Source organism: Bradyrhizobium sp. CCGUVB1N3, assembly GCF_024199925.1.
Classification (GTDB): Bacteria; Pseudomonadota; Alphaproteobacteria; order Rhizobiales; family Xanthobacteraceae; genus Bradyrhizobium.
Map to the genome: position 1 here is coordinate 6821578 of NZ_JANADR010000001.1, position 19934 is coordinate 6841511.

At 57.1% G+C, this 19934-nt stretch carries 14 protein-coding genes and 1 tRNA gene; 6 read left to right on the plus strand and 9 right to left on the minus strand.

The window, feature by feature from the left end; genetic code table 11:
* Positions 1–55 precede the first annotated feature (55 nt).
* A complete protein-coding gene (locus NLM33_RS32455; protein WP_254102358.1) occupies positions 56–1522 on the plus strand; it encodes an MATE family efflux transporter in 1467 nt (488 codons plus the stop codon).
* Here the strand turns inward: NLM33_RS32455 and NLM33_RS32460 are convergent.
* The 5 genes from NLM33_RS32460 to NLM33_RS32480 form a co-directional block, all read right to left on the minus strand.
* Positions 1519–2013 carry a hypothetical protein gene (locus tag NLM33_RS32460; protein ID WP_254102360.1) on the minus strand — a complete coding sequence of 165 codons (495 nt, stop codon included), beginning with the start codon at positions 2011–2013 and terminating at the stop codon, positions 1519–1521. The two genes, NLM33_RS32455 and NLM33_RS32460, sit on opposite strands and share 4 nt — an antisense overlap.
* A gap of 227 nt (positions 2014–2240) precedes the next feature.
* Entirely contained in the window at positions 2241–2633 is a 393-nt protein-coding gene (locus NLM33_RS32465) for an SRPBCC family protein (protein WP_254102362.1), read from the minus strand.
* Between the two features lie 150 nt (positions 2634–2783).
* Complete coding sequence (locus NLM33_RS32470) at positions 2784–3143, minus strand: VOC family protein (protein WP_254102364.1); 360 nt, start codon at positions 3141–3143, stop codon at positions 2784–2786.
* A gap of 57 nt (positions 3144–3200) precedes the next feature.
* Complete coding sequence (locus tag NLM33_RS32475; protein ID WP_254102367.1) at positions 3201–4040, minus strand: AraC family transcriptional regulator; 840 nt, start codon at positions 4038–4040, stop codon at positions 3201–3203.
* Between the two features lie 96 nt (positions 4041–4136).
* Positions 4137–4712, minus strand: a complete 576-nt coding sequence (locus tag NLM33_RS32480; RefSeq protein WP_254106011.1) for a methylated-DNA--[protein]-cysteine S-methyltransferase — start codon at positions 4710–4712, stop codon at positions 4137–4139.
* Positions 4713–5344: 632 nt separating this feature from the next.
* Here NLM33_RS32480 and NLM33_RS32485 point away from each other — a divergent pair.
* Complete coding sequence (locus tag NLM33_RS32485) at positions 5345–5590, plus strand: hypothetical protein (protein WP_254102369.1); 246 nt, start codon at positions 5345–5347, stop codon at positions 5588–5590.
* Positions 5591–5664: 74 nt separating this feature from the next.
* Positions 5665–6567, plus strand: coding sequence for a Uma2 family endonuclease (locus tag NLM33_RS32490; protein ID WP_254102371.1), 903 nt, complete (start codon positions 5665–5667; stop codon positions 6565–6567).
* Between the two features lie 278 nt (positions 6568–6845).
* Here NLM33_RS32490 and NLM33_RS32495 read toward each other — a convergent pair whose 3' ends face one another.
* The 3 genes from NLM33_RS32495 to NLM33_RS32505 form a co-directional block, all read right to left on the minus strand.
* Entirely contained in the window at positions 6846–7016 is a 171-nt protein-coding gene (locus NLM33_RS32495) for a hypothetical protein (protein ID WP_254102373.1), read from the minus strand.
* Between the two features lie 62 nt (positions 7017–7078).
* A complete protein-coding gene (locus tag NLM33_RS32500) occupies positions 7079–8065 on the minus strand; it encodes a hypothetical protein (protein WP_254102375.1) in 987 nt (328 codons plus the stop codon).
* Between the two features lie 522 nt (positions 8066–8587).
* On the minus strand, positions 8588–9433 hold the full coding sequence (locus NLM33_RS32505) for a hypothetical protein (RefSeq protein WP_254102377.1): 846 nt from the start codon (positions 9431–9433) through the stop codon (positions 8588–8590).
* A 676-nt stretch (positions 9434–10109) separates the two neighbouring features.
* On the opposite strand from NLM33_RS32505, the gene NLM33_RS32510 reads away from it, so the two are divergent.
* Positions 10110–10183, plus strand: a tRNA-Gly gene (locus NLM33_RS32510).
* A gap of 21 nt (positions 10184–10204) precedes the next feature.
* Here the strand turns inward: NLM33_RS32510 and NLM33_RS32515 are convergent.
* Positions 10205–10699: a DUF5615 family PIN-like protein gene (locus NLM33_RS32515; protein ID WP_254102378.1), complete on the minus strand. Its 495-nt coding sequence runs from the start codon at positions 10697–10699 to the stop codon at positions 10205–10207.
* A gap of 349 nt (positions 10700–11048) precedes the next feature.
* Between NLM33_RS32515 and NLM33_RS32520 the strand changes: the two genes are divergently transcribed.
* Complete coding sequence (locus NLM33_RS32520) at positions 11049–19142, plus strand: RHS repeat-associated core domain-containing protein (RefSeq protein WP_254102380.1); 8094 nt, start codon at positions 11049–11051, stop codon at positions 19140–19142.
* A gap of 389 nt (positions 19143–19531) precedes the next feature.
* Positions 19532–19825 (plus strand): hypothetical protein, encoded by a 294-nt coding sequence (locus NLM33_RS32525; protein WP_254102381.1) that lies wholly within the window; start codon positions 19532–19534, stop codon positions 19823–19825.
* The last annotated feature ends 109 nt before the right edge of the window (positions 19826–19934 follow it).

The following is a 19934-nucleotide window of genomic DNA, read 5'->3' on the forward strand; positions in this document are numbered from 1 at the left end:
GCAAGACGCCGCGGTCAAATCGCCGTAGCGCTGCAAAGAGCTTTTCGGAGAGGAAATGTCCGACGTCGGCGTCGCCGAGCTTCCGGTCGATGAGGAGGAGCGTCCCGAGCCGCCGCCATCGCGGCCGGCGAGGCCTGGTGCGCCTCGCAGCGCGCTGGTCGACGGGCCGATCCTGCGCACGCTGCTCAGCCTCGCCTGGCCGAACGTGATCGGACTGTCCGCGGGCACCTGCGTGGTCATCGCGGAAACCTCCTATATCGGACGCTTAGGGGTGGAATCGCTCGCCGCGATGGCGCTGGTTTTTCCGTGCGTGATCCTGATGATGACGATGTCCGGCGGCGCCATGGGCGGCGCTGTGGCTTCCTCGATCGCGCGCGCGCTGGGTGCGGGCGACCGCGAGCGCGCCGGAACGCTTGCCGCGCATGCGCTCCTGATCGGCATCACCTTCGGCCTCGTCTTCATGCTGGGCATGCTGATCTTCGGGCCGCATCTGCTCGAACTGCTCGGCGGCCGCGGCAACGTGCTGGCGCAGGCGATCGCCTACACGCAGGTGTTCTTCGGCGGCGCGGTGCTGGCCTGGCTGCTCAATACCCTGGCCGGCGTGCTGCGCGGCACCGGCAACATGAAGCTGCCGTCGCTGTTGATGCTCAATTCGGCGGTGTGCCAGATCATTTTGGGCGGCACGTTGGGTCTCGGGCTTGGGCCGATCCCGCAATTCGGCATGCGCGGCGTCGCCGCCGGCGCACTGACCGCCTACACGATCAACATCGGCGTGATGAGCTGGTACCTGTTTTCCGGCCGCGCCCGCGTCGTGCCCAAGCTGGCCGGCTTGAAGGTCCAGTGGGCGATGTTCTTCGACATCCTGAAAGTGGGTGCGATCGCCTGCTTTTCGCCGCTGCAATCGGTGCTGACCATCTCGATCCTCACCCACATGCTGGCGAAATTCGGCACCGCGATCCTCGCCGGCTACGGCGTCGGCGCGCGGCTCGAATTTTTGCTGATCTCGATCGCGTTCGCGTTTGGCATTGCCTCGGTGCCGATGGTCGGCATGGCGATCGGCGCTGGCAAGATCGCCCGCGCGCGCCGCATTGCCTGGACGGCCGGCGTGGCCGCGTTTCTCGCCGTCGGCACGCCCGCGAGCCTCGTCGCCATCTTCCCCGATCTCTGGGTCAATATCTTTACCGACAGCGCGACCGTGCGTGCGACCAGCCATCAATATCTGTCCACCGTCGCGCCGTTCTACGCCTTCATGGGCCTCGCCACGGCGATGTATTTTTCATCTCAAGGCGCGGCCAAGGTGCTGGGGCCGGTGCTGGCACAGACCGCGCGGCTCGTGTTCATCGCGGTCTGCGGCTGGTGGCTGTCGACGCATGAAGCGACCGCGCAGAGCTTCTTCTGGCTTGCGGCAAGCTCGATGGTCGTGCTTGGAACGCTGTCCTGCTCCAGCGTCGTGCTGACGCGCTGGGGACCGCGCAAGACGCAGCCGGACATCCCGCCCGCTCTGTCGAGAGTCGCGGATTAGTGATGCCTGTGGCGGCGATGGCCGCCACCGCCGCCCATATTCGCGAGCCGCATCAGTTGCGGGATCATCGCCATCATGTCGCCGCCGCCCGAACCGCCGAGCATGCCCATGATGTCGCCGCCGCCCATGCCCATGCTGCCCATCGGCGCGTAGCCGCCATAGCCGCCGCCGAAATCGGCGCCACCAAGGCTACCAGTAGCAAGGCCACCACTTCCAAAACCGCCACCGCCCATCATGCCACCAAGGCTGCCGTTCTCCATCATGCGGCTCATCATCGGGCCCATGGTCTGCATCAGCATGGCAAAGCGGCGCTTGCCCATCCTCGCCTTCATCATCTCCAGCATCGGCGCCATCTGGGTCATCATGTCTTGACCGCCGGCCCCTCCGCCGCCACCGAGACCTGCGATCTGCGCGCGGGCCGGCGCGCTCGTGATGGAAAACAGCAGCAGCACCGCGGCCGCCTGGCAGATCACCTTGTCAGCACCTCTCATGGCTAGCTCCCTTGGCTTGCTCCCTGCATCCGTGGCGCCGCGGCGAGGCGGAGCCAAACGGACGCATGGGGCCATGGTTAGAGCCGGCGCGGGCAGGGCTCTGTGAAAATCGTCACAGAGGAACCGCCAAAGCACGATCCGGAAAAGTGCGCAGCGGTTTTCCGAAAGATCGTGCGCAAACAAAAAAGGCTAAAGCGCGATAACACTTCAGCCTAGGCCATCGCGCTTTAGCCCGGGAATGCCCTATTCATGGCGTGCACCGCCTCTTTCGTCTGCCCCTGGACGTAAGCAGCGAGCTCGTTCGGCAGCATGTCGATGGTCCAGACCAGCCGGCATTTCGCCTCGCCGTCGGCGATCACCTGAACCGAGGCGCTGTAATGCTTCAGCCGCTCGTTGTTGATCGCATAGACCAGCCGCTGCCGCGCCTCGTCGCAATCGACCAGCACCTCGCGCGCCACCGAGCCATTGGAGAAGGTCACGATGCGCGCATCGCCGTTGAGCTGGCACGCCGTGACGAAGCCCGGCACGAGACGCTCGTGCAAGGCACCGAAATCGCGCACCGCTTCCCACACTTTGTGAGCGGGGGCGTTGAGAGGAATGTCGTTGTGAATGGAGGCCATGAGGGGTGTCCTATGAGGGAGTCATTCCGGGGCGCGCGAAGCGCGAACCCCAATGCGCAATTGCGCATTGTGGAATCTCGAGATTCCGGGTCTGGTGCTGCGCACCGCCCCGGAATGACGGAGTATGTGGAGCGCGCGTTCGTCACGACCTCACGTGCAAACCGCTTCGACATTGTTGCCGTCGGGGTCGATCAGGAACGCCGCGTAGTAGGTCGGGCTGTAGTCCTTGCGCGGACCCGCGCCGCCATTGTCGCGTCCGCCGGACTTCAGGCCTTCGCTGTGGAATTTCTTCACGCCGTCATGGTCCTTGGCGCGGAAGGCGATATGAGCGCCGTCGGCCTTGCGTCCCTTGTTCAGATGCAGCCAGAGCGCCGGCTCGCCCTTGGGCCCGAAGCCGGCATAACCGTCGCCGCTCGAGCACAGCACATAGCCGAGGGGGCTGAGCACCGCGGTATAGAACCGCATGCTGGCGTCGAGGTCGGCAACGCGCAATCCGATGTGGTCATACATGATCGTCTCCATTCCAAAAGCGCACGCGTGGCGGCGCGCTGTCGGAGACGACCCTACTCAGTTGAGGGCAAGCTGCTCTTGGAAAATCTTGCGCATCCCGCGCGCGGCCTGGCGAAACTTCGTCGGCGATACACCGGCGGCGCGATGGAAGGTGCGGACGAAGTTGGAGAGGTCGCCGAAACCGACGTCATAGGCGATGTCGGTGACCGCGATGTCGTCATCGCTCAAGAGGCGCGCCGCGTGACGGAGCCGCGAGCGCACGAGATATTGATGCGGGGTGGCGCCGAGCACGCCGCTGAACAGGCGCAGGAAGTGGAACGGGCTAAGGCCCGCCTGCCGCGCGGCGTCGTCGAGGTCGATATCCTTTGCTGAATTCTTGTCGATCCACAGCGCGCTCTCCACCGCGCGGCGGCGGTCGCGCGCCGTCGGCGCGACCTGTTTGCGCACCTTGCCCGAGACCACCTCGACAAAGCGGCCCGCAAAAATCTGGCCGATCTCGTCGATGCCCAGATCGCTGTTGCCATCTGCTGCCGTCTGGGCCAGCTCGCCCAGCACCATCAACTCGGGCAGCGGCGGCGTGGCGCCGACCTGCCAGACTTCGCGCCGTCCGCCCAGCGCCTCGACGAGGTCCTCGCCGATGAAGAACGACAGGCACTCGTCGCCGCTGACGTGTTCGTGTGTGCAGGTGTATTCCTCGCCGGGATGGCCGACCAGCACCGAGCCCGCCACCAGCTCGAAGAAGCCGGCCCGGCAACGGCAGCCGAAGCTGCCTTCGCGGACATAAGCGAGCGAATGGCCGGTGCGGTATTCGGCAAACGGCTTGTCGTCCGGTCCCGCATCGCAGCGAAACCGCGACACCGTCATCGAAGGCGTCGTCTTCAGCGTGGTCGCTTCCATCCCACGTATCTAGGCATGATCCGGAAAAGTGTTAGCGGTTTTCCGATAAGATCATGCCCAAAAAAAAGAAGGCTAAAGCGCGAGTACCCTCGCGCTTTAGCTCGCGCGCGGCGGGGCAACGGGCAGCAGCACCTCGAACAGCGTCTTGCTGGCGACCGGATGGGCGCCCTCGAGCGAGAGCAGCCGGCGTTTCGAGATCACCCCGCCATAGGGCGAGATCCGGTCGGCGTAGTTCCCGACCTCGAGCACGCGATGGCAGGGCACGATGATCATGAAGGGATTTTTGCCGATCGCCTGCGCCACCGAATGCGAGGCACCTGAGGCGCCCAGCGCCTTGGCAATCTCGCCATAGGTGCGGGTCTCCCCGCGCGGAATGGCGCGGGCGAAGTCGTAGACACGCCGGTTGAATCCGGGCACGCCGCTCATGTCGAGGCTGATGTCGGGGAGATCGGCGGCCTCGCCATGCAGAAAGGCCGCGACGGCCTCGATCGCAAGCTCGGTATTGCCGGACGGCCGCTGCTCGCGCGCCTCGGGATGGACCTGAAAAATCCGGCGGCGGGTGTCGAGCTCCCGCGCCTCCGGCAATTGCACGGCCACGATCCCGGCGCCGCTCCAGACGATGCCGCAGCGGCCGATCGCCGTATCGAATATCAGGTAAGACCGCCCCACCATGTGCACGCCCCACTCATGCACGTCCTTAGCCCGGACGAAGATCATAACACCGCCACAATCCGGCGCACCTGGATTCTTGCCAAGGCGTTAACAAGCGTGAGGGCAGAGGCGCCAAAGCGCTTGGCGCGAGACGCCGTCTCGGCCAGGGATACTGTGGAGCACATCAAACGGGAAGACGAGCAGCTTACGCTCGGATTATCACGCCTGACTGCGTGAGCTGCGGCCACGCTGATGTACACCACCAATGGTGTGTTCGTCGTGAATGGGGCCGCTGCACAATCCGCCATAAAGGGCGTCGCTGCTAATGTCTCGGCTTCGTTTCCAATAGCAAAGACACTGATCGGCGACTGCGGAAATGGACATAAAGGACGGCCCGAAACGGAACTCGCTCCGCTCGCTCAACCCACACGCCTCAAGAACACTCTCGAACAGCTCCCTCCGGTCGCCATCATGAGAGCGTCCATGAGCCGCTAATTTTCCCGACAGCACTTAGCCGAATATTAAGGATGTCGCGCTATCCTCATTCTGCCCAAGTCCGGTTTTCCTAGCAGTTTTGAGGTTCTTGATGACGAATCAAAGCGAAAATGTCCAGTCACTGGACGTACAGTTTTTGGACATGCCGGAGCGCTCCCATGCTCGGTACTGATCTTCCTGACTGGCGCAGGCGCAACCGCTTCACCCAGGACGCGCTGCGGATGGCGCTGGGACTCGGCTCCCGGCAGACGATCATCACTTGGGAGAAATCGACCGAGAAACTTCCACGGATGGTGGAGCTGGCACTGCTCGCCCTGGAGCATCTGCCGGATCAGCGGAAAGTAGACGGCTACGCCTATACGCCTGCCGATTATGCCGAGCAGCGGGCTAGGCCGACATTTTGACAGCCATTAGCCAGATAGCCCGTGACGCAATCACCCGTTTTGCGGGTATGCTCCCGAATTGGGAGGGCCGGGGAATGGCTAGGAAGGCTGTGCCTGCATACGATGCCGGCGAGAAGGAAACTGTCGAGCATTTAACGAAGTTGTTTGAAGCTGCGAAGTTTGAAATCCAGCGTGAAATGGATCTCGGTGACCGCCCGCGCTGGGACCTGGTCCTCACGCGCCAGGAGTTAGGCCGTTACCGGCGGTTTGTCGTCGAGATTGCATTGACGAGGAATGCACGGGACCTCCCGGAGAAATTCTCCGGCACTATCGCCTATGCGCGGTCGCGGAAGGTCCAGGATGTTGACGAATACTGGCTCGTATCGAACCTCTCGCTGCCCGAGTCGCCCCGTATTCAAACCGAGCGCTATCCGAACGTTCGATTTTTCACCATCAAAGAGCTTGAGCGGATGCTCAACCGCCTCAATCCGAAGCCCCGAGGCGGCGGGAAGGCTAAGACCAAAATCGGCAAAGCCATCGAGGCCGACGAGAAATCGATCCTCCTCGCCATCGAGGCGTTGAAACTCCAAATCGAAGACAAGATTGCCAAGCTCCGAGACGAGCGGCCGAACGATCCCGACGCGATCAAGAAGTTGGACGCTTCAATTACGCAGTTCGAGGAAATTCACGCCGAGTTAGAGCGCATAAAGGCCGCGGTTCAGCAGTTCAAAAAGAACGAGGTGAAGGAGAAAGAGATCGTCGAGATCGTTCACGCCTTCAAGGATTCTATTGGTAAGTGGTGGAACAAGAACCACGACACGATTTATAGCAGCGCATCGAACAGTGCGTTTTTCATCGGAGCCACTGGGCTGCTGCACACCATCGGTGCTGACAGCGCGACAGCCTTAGCTATCGCCGGCTCGCTTATTGGTGGCGAGACGGTCGCGAAGGTGCTGAAATCATTGCCCCGTGGGTTGTTTACCAAACACAAAGACTAGGCTTTCTTTTTCTTTTCTAGTCGGTCTTTGGCAACGACCAAGAAGCTGCTCGCCATAGAAAACGCGACGACCACGAGCTGTGTTTCAGTCAGCTTGTCTGCGTCGCCTTTTCGTTCAGGGATTAGAGAATCCCGATAGGCGTTGCGGAGCTCACATTTTGGCCGCTATAACGCCTTCCTTGTGTCCATGAGCGACGGCGTTTCTGAGATCGTTGCCCGCCCGTAGGATTGTCCAGACATGCGGGTGAAGCTCGTCAATCAGCAGCTTTTCACCGATGTCTATCTTGCTTGCGAAGCTACGTTTCTTCCATCGACGGGACGCAGATCGTTCAAGACCTGCTCTGCCCCGAGGTGGGCCTTCAAGACAGTGACGATGCGCTCCTCGTACTTCTCGATGCGCTCCGTCATCTCCTTATGCGCTTGAATCAAGCGTGGATCGTCAGCCTTCATCGCTTCCCCCTGCCGATTATCGCGCGGCTAATGATGGGGCCTCTCCGCAAGGGGAGGCTTTTTCATTTGGCAGTTCGTTTCTTCACGGGCTTTTTCTTCCCCGCCCTGAGCTTCATGCTGATCTGCTGTTCAGCGGGCGTGAAGTCCAATACCTCGATGATCTTGTAGTGAGTCTCGAGGTGTTCATCGTTTGGCGGCGTGACTTCCATTTTCACTTTGTAGCGGTCGTTCATGAACGAGGCGCCGCGCTTCACCGCTTCCTTTGCGATGTTCGTTTGCCTGATGTCGGCGTAGATCGGTTTTTTCCGATACAGGAAGCGCCAGTTAGGCGCCTTGGGCTCGAACACCGGTCCATGAGAATACAAAACGGCAGTTACGACCTTTGGCTCTTCTTCGTCTTCCTCGACGAACTCGACGCCGCCAGGGTCTTCACACGAAGCAACAATCGCTTTGACATCGTTCTCTTTAAAGGTGACGAGCGGCTTGTCATCCTTCCGAAACTCAATCGCTTTGGCTTCCTTGTGCTCGATAGGCGTCAACGTGCCCTCGACAGCTTCCAAGACCTCGGGATTTTTTGAGAGCCGGAAAACGTCGCTGCCGATTTGGAAGGTGTTGTTATCGCCTTCGACCTTGATAACGACTGCACCAGGCGATTCCTTCACCTCTTGGGCTGATTCGACCTTCCGACCATTGCGCCATTTGAGATAGCCAAACAGCCCTGCCGCCGTTGTGCCGGCGGTGACGCCGACCTTCTGCAGAACATCGGCCGCGTGCTTAACGCCCTCGTCGTTCAGAAAGTCTTTGACCGTATCGAGGATGGTTTGAAGCGTCTCGAAATTTATAAGGAAGCACTTGTGCTCGAACTTTGAATCAACGAGCACCTTCATGGTTGCTCGGTTCTGATTGAACTCGGTATTGGCGGCGCGGAGGAGTTGGCCGAACGCCAGGAGCGCCGGAGCCAAAGCCTCCACATCCATGCTGTAGTTGTTGTCATCGTCGCCGACGTAGGCGACCTGGAACCGCTCTCGGTTCTGCTCACTGTCAGCCACCAAATTCCCCCACTACTGGTGGGGGTTACAATCATACATTGCGCAAAAACCGTCTACCCGCCCGTTTGACTCGGCCTGTGCGTGTTCGTTATCTGTTCTCACGGTCGAGACGACTGGCGAGGCTGGCAGCTCGGTTACCAATGCAATCCGAGCATCGCGGCGCGAATGTCGGGCGCGCTCTCGGCGTTGTCCAATGTAAATTTCTTGTCGCCAACGGCCGTGATGCGGTTCTCACAATTGGCATTATCGGAAAACTATGAACGATCAAGAAGACGCGGAAAGAAGAGCAGATGGATCAATCCAAAAAGTTAGTACAGGTCTCGCAAGAGACGATGGTGCGATTGCGATCATACTGACGAGTTTCCGGATTATATTCGTAACGAATACACTTCGTTTCGTCCGCTGTCCGCGTGCATGCGTAGCGTGGTATCGGGACAGCTCTCGGTTTCTTTGCCGCTGCCTTTGCGGCTTTCTTTACAGTCTTCGTCTTTCGCGCTCTTTTCTTGGCCATCCATCTCTCCCCTAGCGAAGGTTAGTTTTGATGTTGTTTGCAACAGCAAGGCCGATCTGCGAGGCAAGGTGAGAATTCAATGCTGCTTGTGACGGCCTTGCGACGGCTCTCGTGATAGCTCTGCCACTCGCGTCTCTTTCGACAACCAGTACTTCGTCTGTCGGACCAAACGTAATCGTCAAATCGTGTATTCGACCTCGATTTGCAGACAACAATGACGCGTCTTGATTGACGGAGACATTTGTTAGCTTCCAGCCAGGAGTTAGGTTGCCATCAGTTATGACTTCGAACTTAACCTCGTGAGATAAAACATCGTTTCCAAATGTGCTCTTCGGGGTGTCACGCTTGTAGTTCACTTGGCCTGTTACACCGACATCTAAAACATCGAAGAGCCATTCTTTCAGTTTTAGGTCACTTTGAAGCAACATGGGGCCATTGGTGCGCTCAACACAAATTCGATATTTCAAGAGTTCTTGAACGGTGAAAAACGAATTCAGCTTGTCGACTCTCGTCGCCTCCGATGATGCACTAAGCCCTGCATTGAGGTTAAACACGGCGGTTGCTGGGCTGGGCGGCAGCCAGGCAACGGTCGGGTTGACTGTGCCCTTCTCCGATACTTGGAGACTCAGTGCAATTTGGACTCCCCAGTTGTCGAGCAGAGTGTGCTTGCGATTTTTGTACAGAGCCCACACGGCTTGCTGAACTTCACAGTTGACGTTGCTTACAATGTCATGAACCAAAACTTGGCCTTCGGCCGGGCCTCCTGGAAATTCCTGCAGGCTCGGTACGACAGACCCGCAATTGATCAATGGCGTGGATAACGACAGAACAACGGCTGCTCGAAGATACACCTGCATTGCGGTCCCCCCTTCGAAATTTCGGAGACCCATCGAGCGGTATCGGTGCCGTGGCCTCTCCGGAATAGAATCTCGTATGCGGGAGCAATAGTCGTCGGGTGGATGCGCTCGCTGGTGCGCCTAGAACCAGGCCTCTCGTGGTGGTCTCCGAAGATCAGTGGCACACGCCCCGCCAATTGTCTCCGATTCCGCGGAGAGGAAAAGAGACCACCGTCGTCTATTGCAAAGACCAGCTCACATAGCGCTGACGAAAAATGCTCACTTCAAAATCTAGACCTTTCGCGCCCCCGCCGCGAAGCTTCAGGGGCTCAACCTTAGCGAGCCGATCCCAACTTGCAAGTGCGTCTGTCGATGATCGAGGCGTGAAATCGTTGCCTACAGCGCGGGGGTGGCGACTACCGCGGCGCAGCACGTCAAGAGTTCAAGGACGAGAATGAGGCGCGTCGGCAATCGCCCACTCGTGCGATTGATCTGAACAACGGGAAGGCTCCTTTGAGGCGGGTATTTTTTCTGCTTTCCCTTGCGGCTCCTATTGGTTGGCGGCTGGGCCACGGCCGAGATTGCAAAATGTCACTTGGTTTGCTCTAACTATCTGGTGTACGGCCCTCGCCGCCGTGCCAAAATCGTGCCAAGCCAATTTGGTTGGGTCGAAAAAACTAAGCAATCGCAAAGGATTGCGGGCGTAGTTCAATGGTAGAACACTAGCTTCCCAAGCTAGTTACGTGGGTTCGATTCCCATCGCCCGCTCCAACATCCCGAAAGTTTCTCGCGCTATTCTTCCCATTGCTCGGCGCCGTCTTTCGTCAATCTATATCGCTCGGTCGTTACTTGGCCGCTCGCGTTGCGGCGGCGAATAGTCATTTCGCCGTCGGGACTCACGGTCGACTTGGTCTTTGACCAGATTTGGCTCCCATGTCCGAATACTGTCAGCGCTGTCCGCAGTCCTCCCACCGTTGACTGCAGATCGCCGTTAGCCCCGGGGAGCACAACAACTCCTGGATTTCGATGCTCTGGAAGCAGCGTGTCGTCCAAGAAATCACTATCGTGCGTCCATATCATTCTTTTCTCTCGCCATGCGTACGCGGCGATCTCCGCATCATCTTTCCCAGCTAGCCCGACATCACCCGCAAACTCCACATTGCAGCCTTGGTCTCTCAGAAATTGGGCAACATCCGCACCGACGTTCTCGTCTACTAGGATGCGTGCCTTGCCCTTTAGCGCGTCTAGAACGCTCTTGGGTGCTTCCGGTAGTTCCTGCCACGGCATGATGCTCTCCCCATTGCGATCAACAGACTCGACGCAGATCGTTGCGTCCCAACAATTTCTGTGGTGTATCGCTTTTTAATGCAACTGTGGATAACTTTTCTTGACGACCGTGCGCGCGCGCATCTTGAGAATTTCTTGAGTTTTGTCATCTCGGATAGCCGAGAACTCAAATGTTTGCTTCATGAAAGCAAACTATCTCGGATAGCCGAGATGGTGCTTTCCGGAAACAGTTTCTAGGTCTGTCAACTTTTCTGAACATTTTTCTCGCGAAAAACGCGTTCGTTTTGCGGCTTGACAGATTTTAGCTCGCGTACACTTGCGGGCATAGCAATCTAAATTTCCAAACCGTATGGAGCTGGGGCAAACACTTTGGAACGTTCGGCTACTCGCACTCAAGAGGTTCGTTGCGGCTGCGCTCGCGATCTCATTTGCCCTTGCTCCAGTAAGCACTGCGCTCGCTCAAGAGGCCGGCACGGATACCGTAGCGACAGATACCGGAGCAACTACTCAAACAGCCGACCCGACGACACCGCCGCCAGCTCTATCGATCCCAGGTGTCGATTCGATTTCATCCAATGCTGAGAGTGATTCCGCGGCATCTTCCGCGGGTAGCGGCTCTCAAGTAGCCTCACCGACTGACGCAAAATCAACCGAGACTACAGATTCATCGCAGACTACCAACGCCAGTACGCAGTCGCTATCGAGCAGCTTTGGTGGTGGAGATCCAACCTCACCTGAGCCATCACTCTTCACCTTGCAAAATACGCGACCCAAGGCGGATGGACAGTCGGGAGCGCTCATCCAGAATATCGCCATTGACGTCCCGCCAGGCCGCAATGGCCTGCAGCCAGACCTGTCACTTCAGTACAACAGCCAACGAACAGAAGACAGCATCGTCGGGTATGGCTGGACGGTTACCATTCCATACATCAAGCGGCTCAACAAGACTGGTTCGCAAGATCTCTACAACACGCAATACTTCACTTCGTCCATCGACGGAGAACTAGCGACCACCTCAACGACGACAACCGCGTTTGGTGCGAAGGTCGATGATGGGCACTTCAATGCGTACTCGTTCGTCAACAATGTGTGGACGATGTATGACAAGAGCGGCACGCGGTACACTTTCGGCGCAAGCGATAACGCTCAGCAGAATGCGTCTGCGAGTTCGACCAAGATATATACCTGGATGTTGCAAGAAATCCGCGACACCAACAACAACTACGTACGGTACGTTTACGCGAAGGATAGCGGGCAAATATATCCGCTGAAAATCTTATACACCGGAAATGGTTCGACAGACGGTGTCTTCACCGTAACATTCGCGACCTCAACACGATCTGACGCCTACACGAACTATTTGCCGGGCTTCAAGGCTACCACCAATCACCGCATCTCGCAGATCACCGCGGCCGTAAACGGAAATGTCGTCCGTGAATATAACTTGTCATATACGACAGGAAACAACGGCAACCGCTCACTCCTCTCAAGCGTGCAAGAAAACGGATACGACGCCAATCATCAGAATCAGGTCTCATATCCGGCGATAACTTTCGGCTATATTTCGAGCACGACGGCGTTTGTCTGGCCGGTTGCAGGTCTTGGATCCGGCGCAGCTTCCGGGCACGTGATTGCTGATGTAAACGGCAACAGCATCAATGACGTTACGGCATTTGTATCGAATGGCGGAGCCCCGCCAACGCTCACTGGCACGGTTTGGCAAGAAGGCAATACAAATTCAGCGGCGAGCGTAACTCCACCTGAATTCTGGAGCGATACCCAAAGCGGCTGCGACGCACCAAGGCCGGACGAACGCGGCACGCGCTTTGTCGATGTGAATGCTGACGGAAAAGCCGACGTGGTGCAATCCATCATGGTAGCTAGTTCTACTCAGCAGCTGTTCTTGAATGCATATTCTACATCGACTGGGTATAGCTGGGTCGCGCAGGCGAGCACGAGTTGGAACGGGGTGCTTCCCGCATTTGCAAGCTTCAACACTGACAGTACGCGCACGACACTCGGCATTTTCGGCGACGTTAACGGCGACGGCTTGCCCGACTTTGAGCAGCGTGTAGATTCCGTATCGACCGGCGCCTACCTGGGAAACGGCTCAGCTTGGACTAGTGCTTCATCTACTAATTTCTCGCCAGCCCTAGCGATGCCTTGGCCGACCCCGACTGGCTACAATTCGCAGCTTGTCGATATCAATAGCGACGGACTCGATGATTGGGTGTCGTCGCAAAACGGCATAACGCAGGTCCAGCTGAACAACGGCACTGGATGGGACAGTGGTCCAGATCACACGTGGGATCTCGGGACGACAACGCTGTATCAGTCGCCCGATGACGCCACAACGTTTTACGATCGCGGCATTCGCTTTGTCGACATCAACGGTGACGGACTGATCGACGTGGTACGCTCGTATCAAATGACCCAGCCCGCGAACAATCTCGCGCCGCGAGCGGAGGTCGGCACTCTAAACTGGGTGTTTCTGAACGCTGGCACGGGCTGGGCTACCAGCACGCTGTATACGTTTCCGACACCAATTTCCCAGCCGCAGGTCGTTGGGGGAGCCTGGAGCGGCGTCGTTTGTCACAACGAATATGCAAACTTCACCGGCAATGGCCAGAATGCGCAAGATGTACTCTCTTCCATTACGTACCCGCAGGGCGGGACGACAACGATCGCATACTCAAAGACCGCACAGCAGGGCACTAACAACAATGAACTTCCTGTTTCTCTCCTGACGGTCTCCAGCATCACTACGAGCGACGGCTTGGGCACCACATATCGAAAGGACTACACGTATTCAGGTGGTCAGATGTACCTTAGCCAAGGCGTCCGCAATCGAAAGTTCGGTGGGTTCCTGACCGTCACGGAAACAGACCCGAATACGATCACGAAGACATACTACGACCAGGGCAATTCCGTTAGCACGTCAGTCGGAGAACAGAGCGACGGCTACGGACAAATCAATCATCCGTTCCGCATTGATGTGCAGAGCGCCGCCAACAATCAGTTGGTGAAGCAAACGTTCAGCCGTTGGGACGCGACATCAACCTTCGTTGGGAACACCACATTTGTAAACCTCGCGCGGCAGGTAACGCAGGACTACGACTCCGCGGGAGTAACGCATCGTGATACCGCAACAGACTATGCGTACTCGACGAGTACGGGAAACGTAACGACCATAACTCGCTATGGCGAAGTCACTGGCAACTCCGATGGGACGTTCAGCGACACCGGCTCGGACAAGAGCACGGAGACATTCCTGTATGCAGTTTCCACGACCACACAGGCGACCGGCCTGCCATATGACGATACGGTAGTCGACCAGAGCTCAAACAAAGTACGCGAGACACGCCACACGTACGACGGCCTCTCGCTCGGAAGCCTCACTAAAGGCAATGAGACAAAGACTGAGAATTGGATATCGAGCTCGACTTACGCCTCCAGTACCAAGGCATATGATGGCACCTACGGCCTGGTGACACAGTCGCGCGATCCGATAGGCAACCTTTCGACCTCTACGCTCGACACCAACAACTTGTATGTGGCAACGACGACCAATCCGCTTTTCCAGACCACAGGATATTCGTACGACTACTCGACAGGGAAGACAAAGACCGTCTTCGACGCCAATCGCCGCCTCTATGTAACCCTATACGATGGCCTGGGACGAATAGCGACGACAAGCATTCCCGACCCTAGCAGCGGCTCAACGGTGACGAAAACTACGTACGCTTACACGGACAGTTCAACACCTGGCTCGACGAGCATCACTCAGACCGACTATCTAAACGCTGCAACGTCCTCGGTAGCGTATACGTACTTCGATGGCCTCAACCGCAAATTACAATCTCGAAGGCAGGCGCAGAACAGCAACTACATCATCAAGGATTGGTCGTATAACAATGTAGGGCTGCTGCGCAGAGAATCACTCCCATATTTTGCAACGGGCGCTGCGCGAAGCAGTGCGACCACGAGCGCTGCGCTCTTTAGCACCTACACATACGACCCATTGCGGCGGGTCACGAATATCGCAACCGCAGTCGGAAGCACGACAAACTCGTACAACGCGTGGACGGTCTCGACCGTAGACCCACGAGGGAAAACGAAGGATTTCACTAAAGATGCATACGGAAATCTGGCTACCGTCGCTGAGCACATTGCAACGACCACAGCAACCACGACATATGCTTGGGATCTCAACAAGAACCTGACGAAAATTACGGACTCTCTCGGCAATGTCCGCAACTTCACCTACGATGGCCTCGGCAACAAGCTTACGGCGCAAGACCTCCATGCCACGGGTGACTCTTCGTTTGGAACCGCGACGAGCACGTACGATGTTGCAAGCAACGTAACGCAAACGGTCGACGCCAAGAGCCAGACAGTCAATTACACCTACGACGCCTTAAACCGCGTTCTCACGGAAGACTACACGGGCTCTGCAGGGACCGAAGTATCGTACGCATATGATGCCTGCCAGGACGGCGCGGGGAGATTGTGCGCAGCAACTACGACTGATGCTGTAACAAATCTGACCTATAACCCTGACGGCGCGGTAGCATCGGAAAAGAAGACCATCGACTCCATCTCGTACACGACCTCGTATGTGTATGATCGACAGGGAAATGTCACGGACATGACGTATCCGGACGGCTCACTCGTGAAATATCTGTTCGACAATAACGCGCTTCTCTACACTATTGCGAGAAAAGCGCCAGGCGGGCCAAAGTTCGTAAATGCAGTCATTTCTATCCAATACAGCCCGACCGGAGCACCAACATCCATTCTCTTCGGCAGCGGCGTAACGACGAATAAGACGTACGACGGCAACAATCTATACCGGCTCATCCGCATTAATTCCGTCGCCTCTACCACGCAGATCGGCGGAGGCAGTGGCGGCACAGGCCAACTCGGTGCCGCTCAAGACCCTCTCGGCACGCTGGCGCTTGCAGGTACTAAAGCAGTGGAGGTAACAGCGAAGGTTGCGGCTGCGATCCAGCCGCGCGTACTGCAGAAAGTAACGGCCGAGCCTATTGCAGTTGCTGGCGGCGCTTCGGTAACTCTGATTGCAACCACATCCACCACTACACAGCCGAGCATCCTCAGTAAGCTTACCGGTCAATCTGCAAAGCAAAGAGCCGACGTAAAAGGTCAAGAGCTCGCGAAAGTAGGCCCGCTGGCCCGCCTTACGCACGGCAACTACGACATCCAGATCGTCTCGATGGGCCACATCAAGGGCGGCGTCGTTGTCTTCGCTCGCGCATGGGATTCGAGTGGAAGGCAAATGGGATTTGGGCCCGACGGTAGCGTCGATATCGAACGCTTCCTCATCTACAATCCGCCGATCCTGGTGCCAGACGCTGCTGGACCTATTGCTCGCCAGCATACAAGCACCACGACGGGGGAAAATGATACGCAGCGCTTCCGCGAAGACCCGAAAGAGGCGCTGTTACAGACCCTCGACCATATCATCAGCGTCAAAGGCCTCAAATTCGGGCCGGAAAATATCGTCGCCGGAAAAGTCGGAAACACGACATCAACATTCTTCCCGGATGCCAACCCTGAAACGTCGTCGGTGGACGGGTCTGTCGGCCGATGTTCAATGTGCCATGGCGGAAGCAACGAAACATGGTCGGCACTAGTAGCCGGGACAGGAACGGATGCTAACGACAGCACATCGAACCAATACCTGGTATATGCGCGATGCGACAACACGAACACCAACTGCAACGAGCTCGATCGCGCGATCTTTGAGTTCGATACGTCCCCAATTCCGATTGGCAACTACATATCATCCTCCACGCTCTCCGTATATGGGCTAGAGAGCGGAGGCACTGCTGGCTTCATGACAGACGCAACGATAAGCGTCTACGGCGTAAGTCCTGCCTCGACCACGGCACTTACGGCGAGCGACTACCAGACATTCGGCACGACCGCATATAGCAGTACGACATTGCAGTTGGACACGACATGGAACGAGGCTGGCTACAACAATTACTCCCTGAACGCGGCAGGTATTGCGGCGATTCAGAAAGGTGCGGTCACGAAACTCGGCATGCGAAATGCCAACTACGACGCCGCAAATGTCGCTCCTTCCGTGCCGGGCATTCCTGCCTCAGTACACTTCGAAATCCAAACGGCCGATTTCGCGGGGACCACAGAAGACCCGACGCTCGTCGTGGAACACAATTCCAATAACACAGGAGCGCTTCAGGATCTGTACTACACGTACGACGCCGACGGAAACCCTGCGCAAATCAATGATCAATCGAATCACAATGGAGCGCGAGACGTCTTTTACACTTACGACGATGTAAACAGAATGACCTCCGCTTCTACCACAATTGCGAGCACCACGCCGTATTCACAGACATTCACGTACAACTTGATTGGCGGGTTCACTAACAAGTCCGATGTTGGAAACTACACCTATGCGGGCACCGGCAACGCAAACCCGCACGCGCCGACGACGATCAATGGTGTGACACAAACGTACGATAATAATGGCAACCTCACTTCTGCTGGCTCGCAGAAGAACGCTTGGGACTATCGTAACCGTGTGACCTCTGCCGGTAATGGCGCAGCGACGTCGACGTACGGGTATGACTACCAGAACCAACGCGTCCGCAAGGTATTCCAGAATGCGACGACGACCTACCCGAACAAATACATGATGAAGACGTCGGCCACGACAACTGACTACATCTACATGGGCGACACCATCATTGCCGAGATAGAAGCCGGAAGCGCATCGTCTACGGGGAGCGGCGGAGGAGGTGGAGGTGGCACTTCAACATCGACACCCGCCCTTGTGCAGAGCACCCTTGCGCATGGTGCGACATCGGCAACATTTGGAAGCGCAGTAACCAGCGGGAACCTAGTCCTCGTCGGCATCACTGCCTACAACCAAACGCTCGCGTCCAATCAGATCACCGACAACAAAGGCAACACGTATACGAAAGCCGCGGAAGCCATAAACGGCACCGACCATGCCGCCATCTACTACGCCAAAAACGTAACCGGCGGCTCTAGTTTCCAGGTCTCTTCCGGCGCAGTCGACGGCACCATCGCCATTCACGAATACTCAGGCATTGCGACTTCCACCAGTCCCTTCGTCGCATCCAGCACCCTCACCGGCACCTCCAACAAACCCCACACCAACGCTGCCGCCTCCACGGTAGGCAACTCGCTCTTCTTCTCAGTCGCATGGAGCAATACGAGCGGCGATACGTGGACGGCTGGTAACGGCTACGCGATCCGCCAGCAGGAGACCGACAACAACACCTACGAACGCCTCGCGACTGAAGACCAGGTCATCGCAAACGCGTCAAGCTCGGTTGCTTGGTACACAACCACATCAAATGATTCCTACGCTGCAGCCCTCGCCATCTTCAAGCCGCTGGTCACGACAGGCGGCGGCAGCGGAGGAGGAACAAGCACCACAACCTACGCCACCACAACCCGCTACTTCCTGCCTGACCACCTGAACAGTACGAATGTGGTGACCGACGCGAGCGGCACACCTATCCAAGTGCTCGACGCTTACCCGTACGGTTCAACCCGCATCAATCAGCAATTCAGTGGATATAACGAAGCGAAGCAATACGTCGGGCAGTACGCGGACCCCGAGACGAATCTCTCATATCTGCAGGCAAGGTACTACGATGGCAGTAAAGGAGAGTTCCTAAGTGAGGACCCGGTCTTCCTTGGTGACCCGCGGCAGCAAGTGCTTACCGACCCGCAGACCCTAAATAGCTATAGCTACGCGAACGACAACCCCATAACGAACAGCGACCCGACGGGGCGAGCTGGGGCTAGTGCTATACTTTTCCAAGGAGCGCCGTCAGCTGTCGCAGGTGCAGGGGCGTACTTGACCCCTCAAACCTTGGGCCTCTCCGCGCTCGTGGTCGGAGCGGGCTTTGGTGCTGTTTATCTAGCGGGCCGCCTAAGTGCGGAGGCCCCGTACCCCTATGGCACTCCAGGGTATTTCCAAGCCGCTACACTGGCGCGCGGCAACGCGGGTGGTACAGATTTTCAGCCTCCGAACATGCCGCCCAAAAATCCTTGGGGGAAGGCGATACTTACCGTCGGAGTTTCGATTGCAGCAACAGTGACGCTTGCGGATTATTGCGGCGACTGGTGCATGAATGCCATCTTTCCGGGAATAGTCCCGCGGGGCTTCGACCCAAATAATCCTAATCCGGTTGTTAGTCTTCCTGGCATGACAATCGGTGGAAGCCCTTCCGCTCACACTGCTTGCGGCACGCTTTGCTCTGCGCCGCAGCAGCCGAGAGCTTCCAGCAATTCCGCATCCGCACCGAGAACATCGTCAGGCTCTTCAGCGGGTGCATCTTCTGGCGGAAGCGGTTCGGGTGCAGGTACTTGGGGCGTAGTCGGTCCTGGGTCGTTCAATCCGTATATGCCGCACTAGGTATGCAAGGAAGCGAATTTCATTATCAATTAGCATTCAAATTATCTCTATGACCGTGTCTTCGTTAGTCGAACTCGTAGGGTCAATGGCAATGATCGTTATTGGCTCGTACCTGTTCATCCAGAATTATCGCTATTGGCAACGATATGGATTTCGCATCTATGTTTATGGGTTCACTGCTGGAGGAAGCTTCGCTCTCGTCGCGTGTTGGGTAATCATTTCGCGCTATCTTCTACCGGAGTTCTTTACACTAGACAGTCACACGGTAGATTTGTTGACTTTGTCGCGCCGCATCTTATTGCCCATCGTGCTCGTGTACTTCGCGGTCACAGGCTATTGGCAATATTTTCTGAACGAGTAGAAAGCTGCTCGTCCCGACACTCATGCGCATGGACTACAACTCATGGCAAGAAATCCAGAAGAACGAAGTCGTTCGCAAACGTCTTGCGAAAAGGATTGTGCGTGAATGCTTTCGCGATGGAGAGTTCGAGAATATTCATGCAAATGCTGTCGAGCTGGACGATGATGCAGTGCAGGCAATCATGACCGATGCTGTTAATCGCACGCATGTGTTTCTGTCGAAATTGTCCAACGCAATGGGCGACTTAATCGTCGAACGCCTCAAAGAACAGGACGACGTTCCAGACTGGGACGACCCGGAAGACGCAAACCTTTTCGGATGACCCCGGTCAAAGTTAATGCAGGCGTTGCCGTAGCTTCTTGATAATCGCTCGCAAATCGTCCGCGTACTCTTGAACTATTCGGCGCGCCTCTTCCAACCGCGACCCCGGC

What these genes read in the sequence shown, in the direction of transcription:
- NLM33_RS32455 (WP_254102358.1), top strand. Translation starts at nt 56, where the DNA reads ATGTCCGACGTCGGCGTCGCCGAGCTTCCGGTCGATGAGGAGGAGCGT.
- NLM33_RS32460 (WP_254102360.1), bottom strand. Translation starts at nt 2,013, where the DNA reads ATGAGAGGTGCTGACAAGGTGATCTGCCAGGCGGCCGCGGTGCTGCTG.
- NLM33_RS32465 (WP_254102362.1), bottom strand. Translation starts at nt 2,633, where the DNA reads ATGGCCTCCATTCACAACGACATTCCTCTCAACGCCCCCGCTCACAAA.
- NLM33_RS32470 (WP_254102364.1), bottom strand. Translation starts at nt 3,143, where the DNA reads ATGTATGACCACATCGGATTGCGCGTTGCCGACCTCGACGCCAGCATG.
- NLM33_RS32475 (WP_254102367.1), bottom strand. Translation starts at nt 4,040, where the DNA reads ATGGAAGCGACCACGCTGAAGACGACGCCTTCGATGACGGTGTCGCGG.
- NLM33_RS32480 (WP_254106011.1), bottom strand. Translation starts at nt 4,712, where the DNA reads ATGGTGGGGCGGTCTTACCTGATATTCGATACGGCGATCGGCCGCTGC.
- NLM33_RS32485 (WP_254102369.1), top strand. Translation starts at nt 5,345, where the DNA reads ATGCTCGGTACTGATCTTCCTGACTGGCGCAGGCGCAACCGCTTCACC.
- NLM33_RS32490 (WP_254102371.1), top strand. Translation starts at nt 5,665, where the DNA reads ATGGCTAGGAAGGCTGTGCCTGCATACGATGCCGGCGAGAAGGAAACT.
- NLM33_RS32495 (WP_254102373.1), bottom strand. Translation starts at nt 7,016, where the DNA reads ATGAAGGCTGACGATCCACGCTTGATTCAAGCGCATAAGGAGATGACG.
- NLM33_RS32505 (WP_254102377.1), bottom strand. Translation starts at nt 9,433, where the DNA reads ATGCAGGTGTATCTTCGAGCAGCCGTTGTTCTGTCGTTATCCACGCCA.
- NLM33_RS32515 (WP_254102378.1), bottom strand. Translation starts at nt 10,699, where the DNA reads ATGCCGTGGCAGGAACTACCGGAAGCACCCAAGAGCGTTCTAGACGCG.
- NLM33_RS32520 (WP_254102380.1), top strand. Translation starts at nt 11,049, where the DNA reads ATGGAGCTGGGGCAAACACTTTGGAACGTTCGGCTACTCGCACTCAAG.
- NLM33_RS32525 (WP_254102381.1), top strand. Translation starts at nt 19,532, where the DNA reads ATGGACTACAACTCATGGCAAGAAATCCAGAAGAACGAAGTCGTTCGC.